Origin of the sequence: Adlercreutzia shanghongiae, assembly GCF_035830635.1 — a bacterium.
GTDB classification, from domain to species: domain Bacteria; phylum Actinomycetota; class Coriobacteriia; order Coriobacteriales; family Eggerthellaceae; genus Adlercreutzia; species Adlercreutzia shanghongiae.
In genome coordinates this window covers 1-14746 of record NZ_JAYMFI010000023.1, presented here as the reverse complement: position 1 = coordinate 14746, position 14746 = coordinate 1, and the positions used below count along the sequence as shown (strand labels likewise).

Sequence of the window (14746 nt, the reverse complement as noted above, 5' to 3'; positions counted from 1 at the left end):
CCGGCCGACAGCCTCAGCGGGTCGCTTGCCGTCGGCCCCCTTGGCCGGCCGTCTGTCGTTGGCTCCCTCAGCTGGCTGGCTGGGCCGCCCTCGTCGTTTGGCGATCCCTTTCTTCTCGCAGCCTCCTCCCGCCGCTTCGTTGATGTTCGTTGTCGGCAAATCGCGACATCGCGGCCCGCACCGTGGTAGGTGTCCCCTATAATCCAACCCTTGATCTTTGACTAACCTGTGTATAAGGAGGTGTGAGTTCATGCCACGGCTTCAGATCATGGACACGACCATCCGTGACGGCCAGCAGAGCCTCTGGGCCACCCGTATGCAGATCGGCGATATGCTGCCGATTCTGCCGAAGATGGACCGCGTGGGCTACTGGGCTATCGAGGCGTGGGGAGGCGCGACGTTCGACTCCTGCCTACGCTTTCTGGATGAGAACCCCTGGGAGCGTTTGCGCGCGATCAAGGCGAACACGCCCAACACGCCGCTTGCCATGCTCTCCCGCGGGCAGAACCTCGTCGGCTATAAGCACTACTCCAAGGAAATCGTGCACCGCTTCATTCACGCGGCGCACCGCAACGGCATCGAGGTGTTCCGCGTTTTCGACGCGCTGAACGACATCCGCAACGTGGTGGACAACGCTGAGGCCATCAAGGAATGCGGTGGCCTGTTCGAGGGCGCCATCTCCTACACCATCTCGCCGGTGCACACGCTGGACTCCTACCTGGAATACGGCCAGCAGCTGAAGGATTTGGGCGCCGACACCATCGCCATCAAGGACATGGCCGGCATGCTCACGCCCTACCGCGCCGAGCGCATGGTGAAGGCGTTCAACGAGGAAATCGGCCTGCCCGTGCACATCCACTGCCACTATGTCGGCGGCATGGCTCCGGCCAACATTCTGAAGGCCGCCGAAGCCGGCGTGGCCATTGCCGATACCGCCCATGCGCCGCTGGCCTTCGGCAACTCGCATCCGGCCGTCGAGATGATCGTGGCCGCTCTGAAGGAGAGCCGCTACGACACCGACCTCGATCTGGATCTGCTGTTCGAGATCTCCGAGTACTGGGAGGAGATGCGCAAGCGCGGTCACTACAAGCGCGGCGTGTCGTCCCTCATGCACATGCAGGTTTACTCTCACCAAGTGCCCGGCGGCATGATGAGCAACCTCGTCAGCCAGCTGGAGGTGCAGAAGGCCGTCGACCGCCTGCCCGAGGTTATGGCGGAGATTCCGAAGGTGCGCGCTGAAGTGGGCTATCCGCCGCTGGTGACCCCCATGTCCCAGATCGTGGGCACCCAGGCGGTGTTCAACGTGCTCACCGGCAAGCGCTGGAGCGTCATCTCCAAGGAGATGAAGGACTACGTCTGCGGCTACTACGGCAAGGCGCCGGGCCACATGGACAAGGAGATCGTGGCGAAGGTCGCCGGCGATTCCGAGATTTTGGATCCGAGCATCGCGCCGGGCACGCTCGTTACGACGACCTACGACGAGTGCGCCGCCGAGATCGGGGATTTGGCCCAAAGCGAAGAGGACGTGCTCATGTACGCCCTGTTCCCGAACGAGGCCCGCACCTATTTGAGCAAGCACAGGGTATCTGAGAAAGTCGATTTCATGCTGGAGCAGGAATCCAGCGCCACCAAGGAGGACGATTACGTGGACATCAATCAGATTCGCGAGCTGGTTCGCGTCGCCGAGGAGAGCGGCGTGGGAGAGATCGTCGTAGAAGAAGAGGGCGTGCGCATCGCCGTGCGTATGCCGGGTCAGGGCGCTCCCGCCGCTGCGCCGGCTGCCCCGCAGGCTCAGGCCACCCCTGCCCCCGCCGCCCCTGCGCCGGCCGCCGAGGCGCCGGCCAGCGACCGTCCGGCCAACTGGAAGCCGGTTGTGGCCCCCATGGTGGGCACCTACTACGAGGCCCCGGCCCCGGGAGAGCCGCCGTTCGTGAAGGTGGGCGACGAGGTGGCCGCCGGCGAGACGCTGTGCATCGTCGAGGCCATGAAGCTCATGAACGAGATCGCCGCCGAGGAGATGGGCACGGTGCGCGAGGTGTGCCTGTCCGACGCCACGCCAGTCGAGTACGGCACGGTGCTCTTCTACGTGGAGCCCCACGATCCGGCTCCGGGCACCTCGGAGAACTAGCATGTTCGAGAAAATCCTAGTTGCCAACCGCGGCGAAGTGGCCCTGCGCATCATGCGCGCCGCCCGCGAGCTGGGCGTGAAGACCGTGGCCGTGTACTCCACCGAGGATGCGGACACCTATCCGGTGCACTACGCCGACGAGGCCGTCTGCATCGGGCCGGCTCAGTCGAATAAGAGCTATCTGGTCATGCCCTCTATCATCGCGGCGGCGAAGAACACCGGCGCCGAGGCGATTCACCCCGGCTACGGCTTCCTTGCCGAGAACGCCGATTTCGCCCGCGCCTGCGCCGAGAACGACCTGGTGTTCATCGGCCCGGCCCCCGAGTGCATCGACCGCATGGGCGACAAGTCGAGCGCCCGCGAGACCATGAAGATGTGCGGCGTGCCCACGGTGCCCGGCTCCGATGGCTGCCTCGATACCGTGGAGGAGGCCCGTGCCTTCGCCGAGAAGGTGGGCTACCCGGTGCTCATCAAGGCGACGGCCGGCGGCGGCGGCAAGGGCATGCGCGAGGTGCACGACCCGGCGGATTTGGAGGCCCAGTACAAGGCCGCACGCACCGAGGCGGGCGCCGCCTTCGGCAATGATGGCGTGTACCTGGAGAAACTCGTGCTGCGCCCCCGCCACGTGGAGGTGCAGGTGCTCGCTGACGACCACGGCAACGCCGTGGCTCTTTGCGAGCGCGACTGCTCCATCCAGCGCCGCCATCAGAAGCTTCTGGAGGAGGCTCCCTCGCCGGCGCTTTCCGAGAACCTGCGCCGCGACATGATGAAGGCGGCCCTGAAGGCCGTGCGTGCCGTGGACTACCGCAACGCCGGCACCATCGAGTTTCTGCTGGACGAGCGCGGCCAGTTCTACTTCATGGAAATGAACACCCGCGTGCAGGTGGAGCATCCCGTCACCGAGGAGGTCACCGGCACCGATATCATCAAAGAGCAGCTGCGCATCGCCGCCGGCGAGCCCATGAGCTGCGCGGGTCGCGCGCCGTTCACCCCGGCCGGCCATGCCATCGAGCTGCGCATCAACGCCGAGGACCCGGCCCACGGCTTCCGTCCCTGCCCGGGCACGGTGACGCGCTTCGAGCCCCCGGCGGGCCCCGGGGTGCGCGTAGAGACCTATTTGCGCCCCGGTTCGCGCATCTCGCCCTACTACGACTCGCTCGTGGCCAAGGTCGTCGTGCACGGCCAAGACCGCGCCGAGGCCGTGGCTCGCGCCCGACGTGCCCTGGACGAGTTCGTTATTGAAGGAATTGCAACAACTATCCCGTTCCACAAGCGCGTGCTCGACAACGAGGTATTCTTGGCCGGTGATGCGACAACCGACTTCATCGAAACCCAGATGGGAGACGTACTATGACCGATCAGATGAACGTTGAGGGCCTCTCTATTGCCCCGGGCGTCATGGAGACCATCATCTCTGTGGCCGCCAGCGACGTGGACGGCGTGGCTTCGCTCGGCTCTTTTGCCACAAGCGGCATTCGCTCCATGCTGGCGAACAAGCCCTCTACCTCCGGTATCGAGACCAAGATGGACGAGGGCGGCAAGCTGCATGTGGCCGTGCATGTGGAAGTCTACTACGGCTACGTGCTGCCCGAGCTGGCTGCCCAGCTGCGCGCCGCCATCGCCGAGTCGTTGGCCACCCAGGCCGGCGTCGAGGTGTCGGCGGTGGACGTGTACATCGACGGCCTCCAGTTCAAGGCCTAGGTGGCGCACCTTATGGCAAGAACCCACGAGCGCACCCGCGACCGCATCAGCGCGGTGCAGGTGCTGTACACAAGCGAGCTGACGGGGAAGGCTCCCAGTGAGCTGCTCGATTGCGGATTGTGCCTAGTGGCTCGCGAGGCCCCGGCCTCGAGCGAGCCGGAGGCCTCCGAGTTCGGGCGCATCGAAGAGGGCTCGCTCACCGACTACGCCCTCACGCTCATTCGCGGCGTTGAGGCGAACCAGTCCGAGGTGGACGAGCGCGTGGAAGCGGCGTCCGAGAACTGGGCGCTTTCCCGCATGCCCATAGTGGACCGCTCCATTCTGCGCCTGGCCGTTTTCGAGATGCTGCACTGCGAGGATGTGCCGGTATCGGTTTCCATCAACGAGGCGGTGGAGCTGGCCAAGGGCTTTGGCGGAGAAGACGACTCGCCCCGTTTCGTCAACGGCGTGCTCGGTCGCATCGCCCGCTCCATGGATGGCGAGGCGGCCCTTGGCTGCGGTGACGCCGACGCCGAGCTGGCCGGCGGCCTCATCCCTGCCGTTGTGGGCGCCTCGGGCGCCGCGGCCTGCGTGCAGGTGGGGGTGTAGCCTCATGGCCGACGAGCAGGGCCGCACGTTCGAAGACGTGCACGGGCGCCTCGCTGAAATCGTGGACGCCGTATCCGATGCGGACATCTCGCTGGATGACGCGCTCAAGCTCTACGAGGAGGCCGTGAAACTCGGTCTTTCCGCCTGCGATTTGTCCGAGCAGGACCTTGATGCGTTCATGGCCGCCGAAGAGCCCGAAGCTGAGGAGGCCAGCGGGGTCGCCGCCCCGACGGAAGAGGAGGCTGACGCGCAGACCCCTGATGCCGGAAATGAATCCGACGTGACGGGCGGTGCCGGAACCGCTCCTGCAGGGGGCGGCTTCAGTCATCCCTCCGCAGCAGCGGAGGTCCCTTTTGCCGAACCGTCCAGCGAGGCTTAAAGGAATCGCCTATGGATACCCCGCGCATTCTCGACGCTATCACCTCTCCGGCCGATTTGAAGGTCCTCACCAACGAGGAGCTCGCCATTCTCGCCCGCGAGATTCGCCAGGAGATCGTCGCCACCACCTCGGTCACCGGGGGGCACGTGGCCTCCTCGCTCGGCGCGGTTGACATCATCGTGGCCCTGGAGAGCCTGCTCGACATGCCGCGCGACCGCGTGGTGTTCGACGTGGGGCACCAGGCCTACGCCCATAAGCTCATCACCGGCCGGCGCGAGGCGTTCAAGACGCTGCGCACCTACGGCGGCATCTCGGGCTTCACCAAACCCCACGAGAGCCCCTACGACGTGCACTACTCGGGGCATGCCTCCGACTCGCTCTCCATCGCGACGGGTCTGGCGAAGGCGCGCCAGCTGAAGGGCACGAACGAGAAGGTAGTGGCGCTCATCGGCGACGCGTCGCTGGCCGGCGGCATGGCCTTCGAGGCGCTCAACTACATGGGCAACGAGCAGCTGCCGCTCGTCGTCATTCTGAACGACAACGAGATGTCCATCTCGCGCAACGTGGGCGCGCTCATGAAACATCTGGGCAACATCCGCGCCAACAGCCACTACCGCGAGGCGCGCGAGGGGCTGCAGGCGGCCATGGAGCAGGGCGGCCCCGCGGCCCGCGGCCTTCTGGGATTCGGCAAGAACATGAAGGAATCCCTCAAGCAGATGGTGATTCCGCACACTATGATCTACGAGTCGCTCGGCATCGTGTGCACCGCGCCCATCGAAGGCCACAACATTGCCGAGCTGCGCGATATCCTCTCCCTCGTGCTGGAAATGGACGGGCCCGCGCTCGTGCACGTGGTCACGCGGAAAGGGGAGGGCTACGAGCCCGCCCGCCGCGATCCCGAAGCGTTCCACGGCACGGGGCCCTACGATATTGCCACGGGCAAGGCGGTGAAGAAGCCGGCAAAGCGCCCCACGTACACCGAGGTCTTCGGCGCGGCCATGGCCGACGAGGCGGCGCATGACGCCGACGTGGTGGCTATCACGGCCGCCATGACCGGCGGCACGGGGCTCAAGACCTTCGCCGCCGAGTTCCCCGACCGCTTCGTGGACGTGGGCATCGCCGAGGAGCAGGCCGTGGGCATGGTGGCCGGCCTCGCCGCAGGCGGCAAGAAGCCGGTGGCGGCCCTGTACTCCACCTTCATGCAGCGAGCGGTGGACCAGCTCATCATCGACTGCGCCCTGCCCGAGGCCAACGTCGTGCTCGCCTTCGACCGCGCGGGCCTGGTGGGCGACGACGGCCCCACGCACCACGGCGTGTTCGACATGGTGTACACGCGCATGGTGCCGAACGTGAAGGTGCTCGCCCCCTCCGACGAGGCCGAGCTTGTGCACGCCCTGCACACGGCGCTCGCGCTGCCCGGCCCTGTGTCGCTGCGCTACCCGCGCGGCGAGGCCGAGGGCGCGCCTTTGCCCGACGCCCCCGAGCTTCTGGAAGTGGGGAAGGCGCGCGTGGTGCGCGAGGGTGCCGATGCGGCCCTGCTCGCCTTCGGTCGCATGGTGGGGCAGGCCCGTGCGGCCGCCGAGCTGCTGGCCGCCGACGGCATCGAATGCCGCGTGGTGGACATGCGCTGGGTGAAACCGCTCGACGAGGAGGCCATTGCCGCGGCGGCCGAGACGCCGCTCGTGGTCACCGTTGAGGAGGGTGTGGTTGCCGGCGGCGCCGGCGAGGGCGTGCTGGAAGTGCTGGCGCGCCAGGGCGCGACTGTTCCCGCCGTCACCCTGGGCATTCCCGACCATTTCGTGGGCCAGGGCCCCGTGAGCCAGCTCTTCGCCGACCTCGGCCTGGACGCCGAGGGCATCGCTGCCACTGTGCGGGAACGGCTGGGGAATCCGAGTTCCGCTCGTTAGCTCCGGCGTGGGTTGTCGGAGTCTCGCATTTCAAGGCTGAAGCAATTCTGAGATCGCTCAGGACCTCCTTGGGCCTTCGCCTCATGCTCTTCTCCAATATCCTAGAAATAGGATAAACAAAAAGATTGAGTGTCATAGTTAACTATGTTACTATGCGGCTATGATGATACGGCCGAATCAGTATCGGCCGAGGGGGAGAGGCTTCGTTCGGGACTGTCGGTTGCCGTGCACAGCAACGTTTCGCGATTCCGGGCAATTCATCTTGCTCTCGGCGGCTAACGTCATTAAGGAGGAGAGATGAGTCAAAGTCTGACAAGACGTCGGTTCTTCGAAGGAGCTGCGGCGCTCGGTGCGTTGGCTGCGCTCAGCGGGTGCTCCCCGAAAGTGAGCGAGGACAAAAGCGAAGATCTCGCCGACACGGGGGAGGCGCCCGAGATCGAGGCGATTAATCTGGACGAATACGAGGTCAAGCATTCCTGGTGCTATATGTGCGGCCCGGCCAAGACTCTGTGTTCTACCCTGTGCTATCTCAATCCGGAGGGTCGCTGGGTTCATGTTGAGGGCAATCCGGTAGCCGGCAACAACTGGGGCTACGGCTGCAAAAGTCTGTGCGCTAAGGGCAACTCCGCCATGCAGACTCTGTATAACCCCGCGCGTATTGAATACCCGATGCGCCGCACTGGAGAAAAGGGCGAGGGCAAGTTCGAGCGATGCACCTGGGAGGAGGCTATCGAGGGAATCGCTGCAAAGCTACAGGAGATCAAGGATCAGCACGGCCCCGAGGCACTTGCTCTGTGGTCACCCCAGGAATGCAAATTTGTCATGCAGCTAGGGCGTCGTTTCTTGAATGTGTTCGGATCTCCGAACTACATGCATAGTGCCATTTGTCAGACACAGATTACTTCTAGTCGTGAGCTGTCTATTGGCACGAAGGCTGACACCTATCCCTATCAGCTCAACAAGACGAAACTGCTGGTAAACTGGGGCGTAAATGGCGAGAACGCCGATATGAACAACAATGTGGATAAGGCGAACCCCTATCGTCGCTTTGAGGCCATGGATAATGGCCTGCAGTTCATCGACATCCGTCCGATGCTTGACCCTCTGGCTACCCATGCTAGCGTGTGGGTCCCTGTACGCCCTGGCACTGATGGCGCGCTCGCCTTGTCGATCCTGAATGTGCTCATAGAAGAGGATCTCTACGACCACGACTTCTGCGAGAACTGGTGTAACGGTTTCGATAAGTTGGCCGAACATGTGAAGCAGTTCCCGCCCTCTTGGGCCGCTCCCATCACGGGTATCTCTGAAGAGAAGATCACTGAGGTTGCTCGCATGATGGGTACTATCAAACCCATGGGTATCATGTATGGCAATAGTGCCGGCGACCAGTCCAATGACGGCAACTGGACATGCATTTGCATTAACCTCATCGCCGCTATCACGGGCAACCTTGATGTCCCGGGTGGTGGCGGCGCAGGCATGAAAATGCCCGAGGAGCTGTTCGACTGTAGCAAGATCAACAAAATCCCCACGTTGTCCGACAGGCTTCCCGCCTGTGACGAGGACACGGCAGCTGGCTTGGCTCCAAGCCGTTCCAAGCTTGTGGCCCCTGAATTTCCTCGCTGGTGGCAGAACCCTGAGACTTGGGCGTATACTAAATTTTTCGTGGATCCCACCTCGGCGGCCAATCGGGGCATTCAGAGCGTACTCACTGGCAAACCCTTCCCTCTGCGCGCCGTATTTGCCCACGGCACTAATCCGTTGTCTCAGACCCGTCAGCCCAAGCTGGTGGCTGAGGCACTGAAGAAGCTCGATTTCTACTTCGTTATGGATACGGCCTGGAATCCCTCTTGCGATTATGCAGACTACGTTCTGCCCGCCTGCACTCGTTATGAAGACAGCTGTCAGATCGGCTCGCGCAATATGCCGGAGGGCACGTTCATTGGCATCGAGCAGCAGATTGCTGAGCCGCTCGGTGAGTCTCGCTCCGATTGGAGGATATACCTCGATCTAGCTGTGAAGTTAGGTTTTGGTGAAGATTTCTGGAATGGGGATTTGGACGAGCTTCTGCGGGCGCAGTTGGAGCCAACTGGATTCACCTTGGAGGAGCTGCGAGAAAAGGGCTATGTTTTCGTAGAACGAACCGATGGCGCCAAGCCGATGGAGCCTACATATCAGAACTATGAAGAGCTGTTTGAGAAGCTGCCCAACGGTAAGGTGCAGTGCTACAACGAGATTATCGGAGGGATGCCCAACAATCGCGAAGACGGTACGCTCGGCTTTCTCCCCGAATACTCTGGGCCTCCAGAGGGCATCGCTGAAACTCCTGAGATTGCCAAGGAGTACCCACTCATCTTCACAGACGTACATGCTCACCGCTTGAGCGTCCACAGCTATTTCGGCAATTTGCCCTATATGCGCGAACGCAATCGCTTGCCTTGGGTGAAGATCAACCCAGCCACGGCCCAGCAGTACGGCATCGAGGATGGTGACTGGATGAAGATCGAGTCGCCGCACGGTTGGGTGAAGATGGTGGCCGAGTACTTCGAGGGCATCTCGCCTGAGGTCGTCATGGGCAAGCGCGGCTGGTGGCAGGACTGCGAGGAGCTGGGCGAGCCCGGCTACGAATGCTTCGACGGTGGTTCCGAGGTTAACAACTTGTATGACGCTACTATCGAGAACTTTGACGGCTTTCATTCCGCGATGGCCAAGCAGACGCTCGTCAAGATCAGCAAGTGGGAGGGGTAAATTATGGCTGAGCAGTACGGATTTTTCGTCGATTCCTCTCGCTGCGTGAAATGCTGGGCCTGCGAGGTGGCCTGCCAGCAGTGGCACGAGATCAAGGCGGCCACGGTGCACCGTCGCGAGGTGCGCGAAGAGGTAGAGGGCGCCTTCCCAAACGTGAAGCGCGCATTCACTTCGCTCTCGTGCATGCACTGCGAGAACCCCGCCTGCGTAGAAATCTGCCCCCAGGGCGCTCTTTGCAAGCGGGAGGAGGATGGCCTGGTGGTGCAGGACAAGACGAAGTGCATCGGTTGCAAGACCTGCGGCACGGCCTGTCCCTTCGATGTGCCCGAGTATTTGGAGATCGAGGGCGGCGGCTTTCTCATGGACAAGTGCGACGGCTGCCTGAGCTTGGGCCGGGCCGCCGATGAAACGCCCCGCTGCGTGAATACCTGTCCCACCAAGGCGCTGCATTTCGGTAAGCTGACCGATATGGAGGCCATGGCGGACGAGAAGGGCGGCGCGCGCCTGGAGGGCGAGACGACCCCGTCGGTGTTCGTCGCCCGGCGACAGCATTAGGAATTTGCCAAGGCTGCGATTGCCCGAGTGAGGTTAAGCTGCGCGGGGCTGGGGCGCTGCTCTGGTCCCGCGGCAATATGGGGCCGTCCAGATGGGCGGATGAAAGCCAGGGGAGGAGGATGGCTGTGCAATACGGTTTCTTCGTCGATGGAACGCGCTGCGTGAAGTGCTTTTCCTGCGAGGTCGCCTGTCAGCAGTGGCACGGCCTGAAGGCCGGCACCTGGCTGCGCCGCACCGTGTTCGACACCGTGGAGGGGGCGTTTCCTTCGGTGACGCGCCGGTTCACCTCCCTTTCCTGCATGCACTGCGAAAATCCCGCCTGCGTCGCGGTATGCCCTGTGGGGGCTCTTTCCAAACGCGACGAGGACGGGTTGGTCGTCGGTGACGTCTCGCGCTGTATCGGGTGTCGCAGCTGTGCTCTGGGCTGCCCTTTCGATGTCCCCCGTTATCGGGAGGACAAGACCATGGACAAGTGCGACGGCTGCCTGAGTCTCGGACGCCCCTCCGATGAAGATCCGCGCTGCGTGCTCACTTGTCCCACGCGGGCGTTGCACTTCGGTCCCCTGTCCGAGATGGAAGCACTGGCCCGGGCCAAGGGCGCCGCGCGCCTGGAGGGGGAGACGGCCCCTTCGGTGTTCGTCGCTCATCGCGTGAAGCCGATATCCGAGAGCTAAGGTACGTCGGGCTGCAAGGCCCGTGTTCGCAAGGAGTGATCATGGAAGAGAAACTGACGGTGGCCCAGACGCGTGAGATTATGGGGCAGCGTGCGGCGATCTACGAGTTCCTCAGCATCGCCTTTGGCGAGGAGCTTCCGCTGGCCTTTTTGCGCTCGCTGCGGGAGCAAGGGCCTGCGCTCGACGGAGAGCTCGGCACTTTCATCGCCTCACTGGCCGATGCCGACGATGCGGCTTTGGAAGCGGTGCGCATCGATCTGGCCGCCGAGTACGCTCGCATCTTCCTCGGCATGAGCCGACGTCCGGTGGCTCCCTATGAGTCGGTGTACACGAGTCCGACAGGGCTCATGATGCAAGAGGCTCGCGACGAGGCGGTGGCCTTCTACCGTCGCGAAGGATTCTCCGTGGACGAAAACATACATTTGCCGGAAGACCACATCGCGTTCGAGTTTGGCTTCATGGCCGGCTTGATCCGCAATGCCATGGCCGCTCTCGATAGCGGCAATGGCGCCGAGGCGGAGCGCTTGGCCGCGGTGCAGGAGTCGTTTATCGCTGATCATCTTGCGTCCTGGGTGCCCTCCCTCGCCCAAGACGTAGAAAATCGGGCGGTAACGGGCTTTTACCGCGGTCTCGCGGCGCTGATGCGCGACTTCGTGGAGGCCGAAGCCGACGACTTGGCTCCATCGCGATAAGCTACGACGGGGCGCGGCGCCATGGTCAATTCGTTCATAGCCTGGTATCTGTTCCTGGCGGGCATGGGGGCCGGAGCCTTCTTCGTCAGCGCCGTGGTAGACCTATCGCTGCGGCGATGGACTCCCGCATGGCTGGAGGCGGCAGCGACGGTCACCGACGGGGGCATGTACCTTGGCCCCGCCACGGTGGGGTTAGGGCTTGTTTTCCTGTTGGCTGACCTGGGCTACCCCGAGCGATCCTTCCAGGTGTTCTTTACGCCTTCGACGAGCCTGCTCACCCTGGGCTCTTGGGCTATTGTCGCTTTCGTTGGCTGCTCGGCGCTCGCGTTGCTCGTCGGTGGTCTCCTGGAGACGCCGGTGATGCGACGGATCGAGTTCGCACTGCAGGTGCTGGCGACGTTGTTCGCCGTATTTGTCATCCTGTACTCGGGTGTGTACCTCTCTGCCTTTCCGACGGTTCCCTTTCTGAACAACACGCTGGTGCCGGTCATCTTCACGCTGTCGGCGCTGTCGACAGGCATGGGAATGCTGCTCGTCTTCGGCTTCGTGACACGTGACGGGGAAGATGTGGCGCCAGGTGTTTCCGTATGCCTGCGGGTCGACGGGGTGGTGATTGCGCTCAAGGCGATCACTCTGGCGGTTCTGCTGCTGTGGGCGCTTACGAGCTATCCAGAACGCCTTTCGGCGGAATCGTTGGTAGTGGGATGCTGGGCGGGGCTGTTCTGGCTCGGAGTCGTGGGGGCTGGGATTGTCGTACCGGCTGCCACAGAGTTGTGGTGCGCAAGGCGACCGCACTCTTTGTCCTATGTGGTAGGAGCCGCGGCGGCTATCGTGGGCGGCCTGTGCCTTCGCTACGCATTCCTGCTGGCCGCCGTGCGGTTCTCCGTTGTGACCGGAGGGGCGGTGACTTTCTGGGGATGAGCAGCGCAGCGCTTCGGGCGGAGGCCATCCGTGATACCATAAAGATTATTATGATCCAAGACGCCTATGAAAAAGATGTGCCCAGCGACGCCCTCGGCTCGTTTCAGGTGGACGAGCGTTCCGGCGTGCCCATTTGGATGCAGATTCGCAAACGCCTCGTCTACCTCATCACCTCCGGGAAGTACGCCTGCGACGAGCGGCTTCCCTCCGTGCGCGAGCTATCCGTGCGGTTGGGCGTGAACTACAACACGATCAACAAGGTGTACCAGGACCTCGAGCGCGACGGCTTCATTTTCACGAAGCGCGGCCGCGGGTCGTTCGTGGCCGATGTGAGCCGGGTCGACTACTCCGCCGACGATGGGGAGATGGAGGCTTTGGCCATGGACTTCGTGCAAAACGCTCTGTCCCGCGGCATGGAGCCCGACGACATTGTGAGCCTGGTGCGCGACCAGATAGTCAGACTTGAGGAGTCCCGATAGAGGGCCTGTCCCGAAGGCCGCTTTTGCAGGCGGCAAGGGGGAAGGGGATCGATCATGCGCAACAAGAATCGGAAAATCGAGGAAAAGGCCGCCAATGGCCGTAAGCCCATCGCGGCCGCACCTCCCTCGCGGGGCACTAAGACCTCGCGCAACGGTGTGTACTTGTTCTCCATCGCGGTGTTCCTCATCGGGTTCGCTGTCGTTATGGCGTTGTTCTGGGAGAACATGTCCGTGCCGCTCATCGTGGCCGCCATGGCTGTGGGCTTTCTGCTCGCCTGTAGCATCCGCATCGCGCCGCAATGGGAGCGCGTGGTCGTGCTGCGCCTGGGCAAGTTCCATCGCATCGCCGGACCCGGCCTGTACTTTCTCATTCCTATCGTAGAGCACGCGGCTGCCCACGTGGACCAGCGCATTATCACGACGCCATTTACAGCCGAGGAGGCCCTGACCGCCGACCTTGTGCCGCTGGACATCGATGCCGTGCTGTTCTGGCTCGTGTGGAATCCGAAAGATGCCTGCGTGGAGGTGGAGGACTACGCATCCGCCATATGGTGGGCGGCCCAGACGGCCCTGCGCGATGCCATCGGCCGCATCAACCTCGCCGAGGTGGCCACGCGCCGCGAGCAGCTCGACTGCGAGATCAAGGAGATACTGGACGAGAAGACCCGCAGCTGGGGCATCACGGTGGTCTCCGTGGAGATACGCGACATCGCCATCCCCAAGGAGCTGCAGGATGCCATGTCCCGCGAGGCTCAGGCCGAGCGCGAGCGCAACGCCCGGCTTTTGCTAGCCGAGATTGAGAAGGACATCTCGGAGATGTTCGTGGATGCTGCTGCTGTGTACGACCAAAATGACAAGGCCATGCAGCTGCGTACCATGAACCTCATCTATGAATCGGTGAAGGAAAAGGGCGGCCTTGTCATTGCGCCCTCGGCTTTCGGGGAGGCCTTCAACAACATTGAGGGATTCCTGAAGCCCTAGTGAGGCGATCTTGGGGGTCCGGCAAGGGAGGTTCGATCCGTAGCTTCCATCGCCGAGACTGTAGCCTAAGCCGAGGGCATCGCCGCCTGCGTGCGGGAGCAGCTCGGGAATTCTGGGCTTGCCTGCTAGCCCGTTGGGCCATCCGCTAGCCATCGAACTTAGACTGTGCGGGCTATCGACAGTGGAGAACGCAGATTTTCGGAAGCGACCTCGGAAACCCCCGATAGCTCTCGATGGCCCCCGATAGTCCGCGGGGCGCGCCCTCAGGACATCTCGTTCAGCCAGAATACCTGCTTCTTTCCCTGGTAGGCCGTCGAGCAGTAGCGCAGGTCGACGAGACGGTTCAGGTCGTCGCGGGCGGTGGAGACGGCGCAGTCGAAGCGCTCCCTGTAGGCGCCCACGTCCACGCGCGCGTCCGGGTCGGCGATGAGGGTGCTCAGCAGATCCTTCTGGCGATGGGACAGACGCGCATCGCGGCTTACGGCCTCGCGACGAGCGGCGTCGGCTGCTGCAATGGCGCGGACTTCTCCTTCCAGCTTGTCGACATAGTGTTCCATCATGGCGAGCATCTGGATGAGGTAGGGAGTGCAATCGAGGCCGAATTCGCTGACGAGGAAGGCCTCGCCGTAGCGGAAGGGCTCCAAAAGCTCGGGGGCGCTTCCCCGTTCCCAGGACAGGCGCAGCGAGGAGAGCGGCACGCAGGCGAGCACGGGAAGCCCGATGCGCTTGAGGGCTCGCCGGCGCAAGGCGACTTCCAGAAACGCGTTCGCGGGACCTATGGTCTTGCTGTTCCAGAGTATGCCCGCGTTCATGATGATGCCGGGGAGCGGATGGACGCCCCACTGACCCTCCCGGCCGGCCACTCGAGCGAGTTCCTCGAAGCTGACCTCGCATTGGACGAAGGCCTCGGGCATCGAGCTTGGCGGTGCTGCGGCCGCTGCGCGGCCCGCGCTCTCGGAAAGGTCGGTGCCGCAGACGATAGCCTGGTGGAGG

The 14746-nt window shown here is 63.2% G+C and carries 14 protein-coding genes; 13 read left to right on the top strand and 1 reads right to left on the bottom strand.

Going from position 1 to position 14746, the window contains the following annotated elements; translation table 11 throughout:
- The first annotated feature begins 250 nt into the window (after window positions 1–250).
- The 13 genes from accB (at window position 251) to VJ923_RS09930 (ending at window position 13753) form a co-directional block, all read left to right on the top strand.
- On the top strand, window positions 251–2128 hold the full coding sequence (accB, locus tag VJ923_RS09990) for an acetyl-CoA carboxylase biotin carboxyl carrier protein (RefSeq protein ID WP_326441067.1): 1878 nt from the start codon (window positions 251–253) through the stop codon (window positions 2126–2128).
- A gap of 1 nt (window position 2129) precedes the next feature.
- Entirely contained in the window at window positions 2130–3482 is a 1353-nt protein-coding gene (accC, locus tag VJ923_RS09985; protein WP_326441065.1) for an acetyl-CoA carboxylase biotin carboxylase subunit, read from the top strand.
- On the top strand, window positions 3479–3829 hold the full coding sequence (locus VJ923_RS09980; protein ID WP_326441062.1) for an Asp23/Gls24 family envelope stress response protein: 351 nt from the start codon (window positions 3479–3481) through the stop codon (window positions 3827–3829). Before accC ends, VJ923_RS09980 begins: the two co-directional genes overlap by 4 nt.
- A gap of 12 nt (window positions 3830–3841) precedes the next feature.
- Window positions 3842–4417 carry a transcription antitermination factor NusB gene (gene nusB, locus VJ923_RS09975; protein WP_326441061.1) on the top strand — a complete coding sequence of 192 codons (576 nt, stop codon included), beginning with the start codon at window positions 3842–3844 and terminating at the stop codon, window positions 4415–4417.
- A 4-nt stretch (window positions 4418–4421) separates the two neighbouring features.
- Window positions 4422–4796, top strand: a complete 375-nt coding sequence (locus VJ923_RS09970) for an exodeoxyribonuclease VII small subunit (protein WP_326441059.1) — start codon at window positions 4422–4424, stop codon at window positions 4794–4796.
- Window positions 4797–4807: 11 nt separating this feature from the next.
- The gene (gene dxs / locus VJ923_RS09965) at window positions 4808–6703 is read left to right on the top strand and encodes a 1-deoxy-D-xylulose-5-phosphate synthase (RefSeq protein WP_326441058.1); all 1896 of its coding nucleotides are present in this window, start codon (window positions 4808–4810) and stop codon (window positions 6701–6703) included.
- Window positions 6704–7000: 297 nt separating this feature from the next.
- Window positions 7001–9451 (top strand): molybdopterin-containing oxidoreductase family protein, encoded by a 2451-nt coding sequence (locus VJ923_RS09960; RefSeq protein ID WP_326441057.1) that lies wholly within the window; start codon window positions 7001–7003, stop codon window positions 9449–9451.
- A 3-nt stretch (window positions 9452–9454) separates the two neighbouring features.
- The gene (locus VJ923_RS09955; RefSeq protein WP_326441055.1) at window positions 9455–10006 is read left to right on the top strand and encodes a 4Fe-4S dicluster domain-containing protein; all 552 of its coding nucleotides are present in this window, start codon (window positions 9455–9457) and stop codon (window positions 10004–10006) included.
- Between the two features lie 119 nt (window positions 10007–10125).
- The gene (locus tag VJ923_RS09950; RefSeq protein WP_326441054.1) at window positions 10126–10680 is read left to right on the top strand and encodes a 4Fe-4S dicluster domain-containing protein; all 555 of its coding nucleotides are present in this window, start codon (window positions 10126–10128) and stop codon (window positions 10678–10680) included.
- Window positions 10681–10721: 41 nt separating this feature from the next.
- The gene (locus VJ923_RS09945; protein WP_326441052.1) at window positions 10722–11372 is read left to right on the top strand and encodes a TorD/DmsD family molecular chaperone; all 651 of its coding nucleotides are present in this window, start codon (window positions 10722–10724) and stop codon (window positions 11370–11372) included.
- 21 nt (window positions 11373–11393) lie between these two features.
- Window positions 11394–12293 (top strand): NrfD/PsrC family molybdoenzyme membrane anchor subunit, encoded by a 900-nt coding sequence (nrfD, locus tag VJ923_RS09940; protein ID WP_326441050.1) that lies wholly within the window; start codon window positions 11394–11396, stop codon window positions 12291–12293.
- A gap of 50 nt (window positions 12294–12343) precedes the next feature.
- The gene (locus tag VJ923_RS09935; RefSeq protein ID WP_326441048.1) at window positions 12344–12772 is read left to right on the top strand and encodes a GntR family transcriptional regulator; all 429 of its coding nucleotides are present in this window, start codon (window positions 12344–12346) and stop codon (window positions 12770–12772) included.
- A 54-nt stretch (window positions 12773–12826) separates the two neighbouring features.
- Entirely contained in the window at window positions 12827–13753 is a 927-nt protein-coding gene (locus VJ923_RS09930) for a slipin family protein (protein ID WP_326441046.1), read from the top strand.
- Window positions 13754–14016: 263 nt separating this feature from the next.
- Here VJ923_RS09930 and VJ923_RS09925 read toward each other — a convergent pair.
- Window positions 14017–14746, bottom strand: a 730-nt coding sequence (locus VJ923_RS09925; protein ID WP_326441044.1) for a Fic family protein, incomplete at its 5' end; no start/stop codon positions are given.